General features: G+C 37.6%; 7 protein-coding genes and 1 pseudogene. 2 read left to right on the top strand and 6 right to left on the bottom strand.

The window, feature by feature from the left end; all coding sequences use genetic code 11:
- Positions 1–497: 497 nt before the first annotated feature.
- From GJU40_RS19960 to GJU40_RS19940, 4 genes and pseudogenes are all read right to left on the bottom strand, one after another.
- Positions 498–824: a YqiA/YcfP family alpha/beta fold hydrolase gene (locus tag GJU40_RS19960; protein ID WP_154309807.1), complete on the bottom strand. Its 327-nt coding sequence runs from the start codon at positions 822–824 to the stop codon at positions 498–500.
- 234 nt (positions 825–1,058) lie between these two features.
- Positions 1,059–1,976 (bottom strand): DUF1672 family protein, encoded by a 918-nt coding sequence (locus GJU40_RS19955; protein ID WP_170289466.1) that lies wholly within the window; start codon positions 1,974–1,976, stop codon positions 1,059–1,061.
- A 334-nt stretch (positions 1,977–2,310) separates the two neighbouring features.
- Positions 2,311–2,792, bottom strand: a pseudogene (locus GJU40_RS21615) (YqiA/YcfP family alpha/beta fold hydrolase); the annotation flags it as partial.
- A gap of 77 nt (positions 2,793–2,869) precedes the next feature.
- A complete protein-coding gene (locus GJU40_RS19940) occupies positions 2,870–3,718 on the bottom strand; it encodes a DUF1672 family protein (protein ID WP_212029916.1) in 849 nt (282 codons plus the stop codon).
- A gap of 632 nt (positions 3,719–4,350) precedes the next feature.
- On the opposite strand from GJU40_RS19940, the gene GJU40_RS19935 reads away from it, so the two are divergent.
- Together GJU40_RS19935 and GJU40_RS19930 are read left to right on the top strand one after the other, a co-directional pair.
- Complete coding sequence (locus GJU40_RS19935; RefSeq protein ID WP_154309802.1) at positions 4,351–4,737, top strand: MarR family winged helix-turn-helix transcriptional regulator; 387 nt, start codon at positions 4,351–4,353, stop codon at positions 4,735–4,737.
- A 3-nt stretch (positions 4,738–4,740) separates the two neighbouring features.
- Positions 4,741–5,319, top strand: coding sequence for a TVP38/TMEM64 family protein (locus tag GJU40_RS19930; protein WP_154309801.1), 579 nt, complete (start codon positions 4,741–4,743; stop codon positions 5,317–5,319).
- 48 nt (positions 5,320–5,367) lie between these two features.
- Here the strand turns inward: GJU40_RS19930 and GJU40_RS19925 are convergent, their stop codons facing one another.
- Together GJU40_RS19925 and GJU40_RS19920 are read right to left on the bottom strand one after the other, a co-directional pair.
- A complete protein-coding gene (locus tag GJU40_RS19925) occupies positions 5,368–5,940 on the bottom strand; it encodes a transposase (RefSeq protein ID WP_154309800.1) in 573 nt (190 codons plus the stop codon).
- Between the two features lie 925 nt (positions 5,941–6,865).
- Entirely contained in the window at positions 6,866–7,147 is a 282-nt protein-coding gene (locus tag GJU40_RS19920; protein ID WP_343031651.1) for a hypothetical protein, read from the bottom strand.
- Positions 7,148–7,760: the final 613 nt, after the last annotated feature.

Raw genomic sequence — 7,760 nt, 5'->3', positions numbered from 1 at the left:
TCATTTTTCTGGCCACCAGGCAGATCGTACCCTTCTCCCACATAGTCATTTACACTCACATACGCTTCCCTTGCATGTCTCTCCTCCGGCGTTTCAGACGTTTTTCCCTTTGCCCCGCATCCTCCAATTGTCAATAACGCTATTAATAAGATTGAAAGATTAATCATATTCCATCTCATGATAGTAGCCTCCCAAGCATTTCTACCTAAATACAACTTGTATTCTATCTCCATACCCAATTTTAATTAAAAACAGTAAAAAACTAGTATTTCATACATGAATGATTTGTATCCATAAATGATTCTCCAAATCTTCAAGTATACTCGTACTCATAACTCAAATAAGCATGTTGGCTATCAAATTAAACAAGCTCTGTATCCGTAGTCCAATATCTATCTTAATTTTGGTATAGGTAAACTAAACGTAACCTGTAAAGATTAGGCCTAACTCAAGAAGGATTTCTATGATACATCTTAATTTGATTTCCTGGAACACGGTTATCCATTTCGACTGATATAATTGGTAATCTTGGAAGAATCAACGTCATCGACAACTATATCCGATGGCAACAATGCCGGATTAATCGTAACAGACTTCACTTGCGGATTCTGCACTGCCTCGCTATTGGACAACGCGCCGCCTAACGAGTTGCCACACACATAAGAAATCTCATGTCCGCTCTTCGCCAGCTCCGCCTGCATACTTTGGAAATAAGCATTTGCCTCCTGCAGCTGTGGAGGTGTCACCCCATTCAAAAGTTTTACATTCGTCTTCAAATCCTGCATCCCATACTCGGCATGTGCATCTGTGCCAACAAAAGCCATAATAAACTCGCCTGTTTTTTCATTTTTCAGAGTCAAAGCATCGAGGCCGGTGGGGTGGTCCTAGTTGGTGTCAACTACCCTAAAGATCGCATCTCCAATTTCTACTCTGGCTGAATTCTCATGACCTCTATATGCATGTAGACCTGCCAGAACCACAAGTTCGGAATCAGTAATCGTATCTTTTTGAATTGGTGGTATGATTATATTCCCCACTAAAACTCATCTCCTCTCCTCTTAATCTCGAATAATCGGTACTATATTACCCTCATTCATCGTGTTATCTTTATGTCCTATTCCGGTTTTTTTATTTATATTGTTATCATGCAATGATACTGTGTTAGCTCCTCTAGGTAAGGAGGAATTATTACTAAGATCGTTCAAAAGTTGCTCGAAAATTTCTTCATTTGGTTCCAGTCCTGGTTCACTCATAAACAGGTTAATCCCGAAAGCTAATTTTTCAGCATTATATTCATGCTTATCAAAGTGTTTTCTTAATTCCTCTATAGTAATTTTAGGATTTTCTAAATATAGTGCATTAATCTTTTCCATCTCTTCTCTTAAAGAGAGAGGCTGAATAAAATAATACGAAGTTGTATAGCCTGTCTTTTTTACATTGTTAATTGCTTCCTGTTGTAAACCAGTAACAGGGTGTTTCTTAGTAAATTCCTCAAAATATTGGTCCAACGCTGCAAATTCATCTTCCATAATCATTGCTAATAAACCTCCGAAAAGGGATTGTTCAACTTGCCCAGATTCGGTCCATATTTTGTCAGGATATATCTTGTTCTCTTTTGAATTCACGGGCATCAAGGCATACGTATTAAACTTAGGTTCGTGTGGCGATTCCACAAATATCATAATTCCGTCTATTGCACCTACTGCATTATGTACAATCACTTCTGTTTTATATTTATCAAGAAAAAATTGCTCTGTAGCCGCTGCGATTTCTTCAAACTTTTCCTTCGCAATTGGGTCATTTTTCTGGCCACCAGGCAGATCGTACCCTTCTCCCACATAGTCATTTACACTCACATACGCTTCCCTTGCATGCCTCTCCTCCGGCGTTTCAGACGTTTTTCCCTTTGCCCCGCATCCTCCAATTGTCAATAACGCTATTAATAAGATTGAAAGATTAATCATATTCCATCTCATGATTGTAGCCTCCCAAGCATTTCTACTTAAATACAACTTGTATTCTATCTCCATACCCAATTTTAACTGAAAACAGTAAAAAACTGGTGTTTTCATACATGGTTGATTTGAATCCATAATTACAACAATAGTAGTTTATTTAAATAATCCTGTATAATTATTTTTCATACTTCTGATTCTCCAAATCTTCAAGTATACTCGTACTCATAACTCAAATAAGCATGTTGGCTATCAAATTAAACAAGCTCTGTATCCGTAGATCCGTAGTCCAATATCTATCTTAATTTTGGTATAGGTAAACTGAACGTAACCTGTAAAGATTAGGCCTAACTCAAGAAGGATTTCTATGATACATCTCAATTTGATTTCCTGGAACACGGTTATCCATTTTTCCAGCGCTTAAACTTGAATCAAGAATGTCATATTGACTGAAGTAATTGGTAATCATGGAAGAATCAACGTCATCGACAACTATATCCGGTGGCAACAATGCTGGATTAATCGTAACAGACTTCACTTGCGGATTCTGCACTGCCACGCTATTGGCCAACGCGCCGCCTAACGAGTTGCCACACACAAATAAGAAATCTCATGTCCGCTCTTCGCAAGCTCCGCCTGCATCCTTTGGAAATAAGCATTTGCCTCCTGCAGTTGTGGAGGTGTCACCCCATTTAAAAGTTTTACATTCGTCTTCAAATCCTGCATCTGCATCCCATACTCGGCATGTGCATCTGTGCCAACAAAAGCCATAATAAACTCGCCTGTGTTGACATTTTCTAACGTTAAAGCATCAAGGCCGGTGGGGTTGTAGTTGGTGCAAACCTCCAAGTTAAACAAGTGCTGGATCGCTAGTGAAATACTGAATGTATAACTAATTCACTTATAATCCCCCCTTATTTACGAATAATTTGTACTATGTTCCCTTCAATCAATGAATTATCTTTATCTCCAATACCGGTTAATTTACTTATATTATTGTCATGTAATGCAACTGAGTAGGCACCTCTTGGAAGGCCTTCTACTTTTTTAATATCATTAATAATTTTTTGAATAATACTCTCATCAGGTTCTATACTGTGGTCTTCCATAAATAATTCTATGGAAATCGTTAACTTTTCCGCATTATAATTATCTATATCAAACTGGTTTTTTAATTCCTCTTTACTAATCAGTGGATTATCTAAATACAGTCGATTAATGCGTTCCAAATCCTCCCTCAACGAGAGGGCCTGAATAAAATAGAAAGGTGTTGTATAACCTGATTTAGTAACAGTACTGACAGCTTCAGGCCTCATCCCAATGACTGGATAGTTCTCAACTAATTCTTCAATATATTGGTCAAGTGCCGCAAACTCTTCCTCCATAATCATTGCTAATAAACCACCAAACAGAGCTTGCTCTACCTGCATCTCCACCGTCCAAATATCTTCTATAAATATCTTCCCTTCCTTAGCATCAACAGGCATCATCGCAAACGTATGAAATCTAGGCTCATTAGGAGATTCCACAAACACCATGATCCCATGCTTTGCACCCACTGCGTTATGTACAATCACTTCTGTTTTATATTTATCAAGAAAAAATTGCTCTGTAGCCGATGCGATTTCTTCAAACTTTTCTTTCGCGATTGGGTCATTTCTCTGGCCATCAGGCAATCGATACCCTTCTCCCACATAGTCATTTACACTAACAAATGTTTCCCTAGCATGCCTTTCCTCCGGCGTTTCAGAAATTCCTCCCATGACTCCACATCCTCCTAAAACAAAAAGAGTTATTATAATATTCACCTTCAATATATAGAGAGATCTCATTTCAACAGCCTCCAGAACAATATCTTGCTCGAAAATTTTCAGTACTCTGTTATTTAGTTTAGCGGATAAAAGTAAATAATTGGAGATATTTATGTAGAATTATGTTATTACATTGGAAAAACAGGCCTTTTGATAGAGGTACTTAACAGAAGAATACTTTTTTAAGAGTAAGAAATTCAGAGAAGATGTTAGGTAATCATGTCAATCTAGCGTTTCCGCTTTTGTTTTTCAATAATATCGGAAGAATATAAAACCTAATTTTTTAAAAGACTTGTCGACTCTATAACCCGTTCTTCTTATATTCAATTACCTCCCTTCACTCCCCGTGTTCCTTTAAAGTCCTGACCTCTTCGGCATCCTCACAATCCAACTCTAATTGGTAAACATTATTTTCCAGTAGTGTCAGACACTTTTTACACTTGCTACTGAAATAGATATATTATATATTTTATTAAGTTAAATATTTTAACTTATTAAAGTTTTAGAATGGAGGGATTCATATAAGACAGCAAGCCAGTTATGTAAAAGAGGCGCTTTTATTTTTAGAAGGAGTTAACTCCCATTTGGCAAGACTGCATTCTTCTATCCTCACGAAGTATGAGATTACTTCCAAGCAATTCATGGTGCTCAGATCCGTTCATAAACTTCAGCCAGTCAGAGTTCAGTCGGTAGCGGAGTTATATCAGCTTTCGATGAGTTCAGTCAGCCAACTAGTGAGTAAGCTCGAGAAAGATGGGTATATTGTTCGGACCGTTAATACTGAAGACCGGAGAGAAATTTTTCTTACACTTGGAACAAAAGGGGAGGAGTATTTTGCAGAGCACAACAAGGTTGATGAAATGATAATTGAAAAATACTACTCACAATTAACTGTTGAGCAAACCAGACATTTGCGGGATATTGCCAGGCAGCTGCACTCAATTGTGGTTGAAGAAGGAGAGTCTCCTTAACAAATGCAGGAAATGATCGTAGAATTATTTAAGTCCTATATGCACATTGCTCTTGTGCTTAGTATCATCATCAATATTGTCATTAGTATTCTTGGATTAGTGCCCAGTGTTTTTTTAACTGCAGCTAATTTAGCTGTATTTGGTTTGTGGGAAGGAATAGCTGTTTCTTTTGCAGGAGAGTCTTTAGGGGCTGCTATTGCATTTATCCTATATAGAAAAGGTTTTCGAAGACTAAAAAATATGCGTGGATTCTCACATCCAAAAGTACAGAAATTGTTGAAGGCAGATGGCAAAGAAGCGTTCCTATTCATTATCGCCCTTAGAATTCTCCCATTTATGCCATCTGGCCTTGTTACGTTTGCTGCCTCAATTGGAAGTGTAACTTTTTTAACTTTTTTTATCGCCAGCACTCTCGGCAAAATTCCAGCTATTCTGATTGAAAGTCTCTCTGTATACCAGATCATAAATATGGAATGGGAGTGGAAGATCATTTCAATTCTTACTGCGTCTATTGTAATAATCTATGTCTCCAAGAAAATAGGTATGAGTGAAAGTACAATACTGAAAAGAGATAAACTATAATATACAATTCCACGGGTTGGGGGAATTAAGTCTTGAGCACGGCCCTCTTCACTCCCCGTATTCATTTAAAGGCCTGACCTCCTCAGTTTCCTCACAAAACTTACCCCTCTTCTCCGGATTTGTTCCATGGTAATATTTGAGAAGAATGTCGGTCCTCATAAAAACGGGCACAGCCAGTCTGGGATCTTTATAGAGATGAAAGCTGCTCCAGGGGTAATGTTTGGGAGACTTGACTATTTTGGCTTCCACTGGATTAAGATGGATATAGCGGCTGACTTCAAACATACCCTCCTTTCCTTGTATTAGCTTGCTAAAGTAGCGTTTCTCATAAACGTGCCCTGACAGCTTATATTTAGAATTATAATAATTCGCGTAACGCTTGTTAATGAGGGCAAAAAGGTTGGATAAGGAAGTTTTACTTGAGCGGATTTGAAGGTGGTAATGATTTGTCATCAGGCAATACGAGGTGATTTCAAATTTATGCTTTTCATGGAGCTGCTGAAGGATATGGAGAAAGGCTTCAAAATCGGTCGCGTTGCGATACAGAGGATCGCGCCGGTTCCCCCGGCATACAACATGATAAAATTGCTCGGGAATCCAAACTCTCTTACAACGAGGCATTACGTCTCCCTCCCAACGTAATGAAATGTAGTATCGCCTGCCAAGTCGTAAATCCCCCAGATCATTTTAATCTGTACGCGGCTGCTCCCAGTCCGCTCTCCTCTAACCACCGACTCCGTCTCATGAAAATAGCTCGCCAGCCACTTCGAGCAAAAGCTGAAAACCACAACAAACATAGTAAAACCTCCAAAACTATTTTTTTGATCTAACAAAATGAAAAAAGATTGTTTACAGAACCATTGAGAGAAAAAAAGCAGAAGAAAAACATTGGAGGATGGAAACTGCTAAATAAGGGAGTAAAAAACCAAAAGAATGAAAGCTGGAGAAGCATCAGGGGCATATCGGTGCGAGATGATGGTTACTAGACGAAATGCGAAGGCAACTGCAACTTTAACATTCAACAAAAGATCAGAAAATCCTTCACAAAATAAAGATAAGTCACATTCACTCCCCGTACAAAGTTTTTGCCACAAAAGGAGCAGGTGACCATTTTTAATATGTGAGTATTTTTTAAGGAAGCGCAGCTATAATCAGGAAATCCCGTTCCTACTTTATGTAAAAATAAAGCAGCACGCGAAACTTCGGTGTGCTGCTATCACCGTTTTCCTTCTCCCCCGTGGAACCAGCCGTGAAACAAGATTTTTCGGGTGGTGCCTGGCACTGTTCGCCTTTTCCTCCGTGAAACAAGCTGTGAAACGAGATTTTTCGGGTGGTGCCTGGCACTGTTCGCTTCTTTCTCCCGTGAAACAAGCCGTGAAACGAGATTTTTCGGGTGGTGCCTGGCACTGTTCGCCATGTTAATAATTTTTCAGTTTCATAAGTTAAAACCCCTATTTTTTTAAAATCTTTGATGTTGATTATTAAGTGAAATAGAAGGAAACCTCATAATAAGAGTTTCGTTCTATTGACTTTAGACTTTTTCACTTTAAGAAACATTTTTTAGCCAAGTAATAATTCGAAGTAACTGAAATGGTTCAAACCAAGTAACTACAAACATCATAAGAAAGAAGGAAATAAGTGATATGAATTTTAATGTTCCTTTTTCCTTTTTAGCAATTGCTATAAAACTTAATACAACCCCGACTAATAAAGAAATAAAACTAATAAGGACTATCATTTCAAAATAGCCATCAATTATCCAATTTAAGCCGATTAATATTAACCCTATAAATATCAAGGCTATTGATAATACACTAAATTTTTTCACAATTCCACCTCCAAATATAATATTACCATTTTATGGAGTGAAGGATAGTTATTTTTTGACACATGAGTACGAACAATTACACGATAATATAAGATAAACGTAAGCTCTCATATGTATCGGTCATTATAACAAGAATGACGATAGGAGAAACTCATTAACATTGTGTTTAATGCTTTCGTTACTGTGACTATAAACAAAAAAACAAGCGAGGTACTCCCACCTCCCGAAAAATTGTTTTTTTATATTAAGACTTCGGACAGGTTTCTAATATTGACAGTCACTCCACGAACTATATAGTTCACAAAGGAAACAAGTGGCCATATAATGAGAGTATTTTCTAAGGAAGCTCAGCTATATTTAAGAAATTTCGTTCCCATAATATGTTAGAATTAATACAGCACTTATCCTGTCAGCAGTGGAGTTGATTCTATGTTTACCTTAACTAAAAGGGTTTTCCTATATACAATCATCAATGTGTTTCTCTTTGCATTCATCTACTTTGCTTGTATTGAGCCCATGATTTACAGCGCAAGTACTGTAAACACTCACTTTTTTCCCTCAAAAAAACGGGTGTTTTTTTCATATTTTTCCGGCAGACAAAATTTATCCTTCT

It is taken from the genome of Metabacillus lacus, assembly GCF_009674805.1.
Lineage (GTDB): Bacteria > Bacillota > Bacilli > Bacillales > Bacillaceae > Metabacillus_C > Metabacillus_C lacus.
This window is presented reverse-complemented; position numbering and strand designations above follow the sequence as displayed.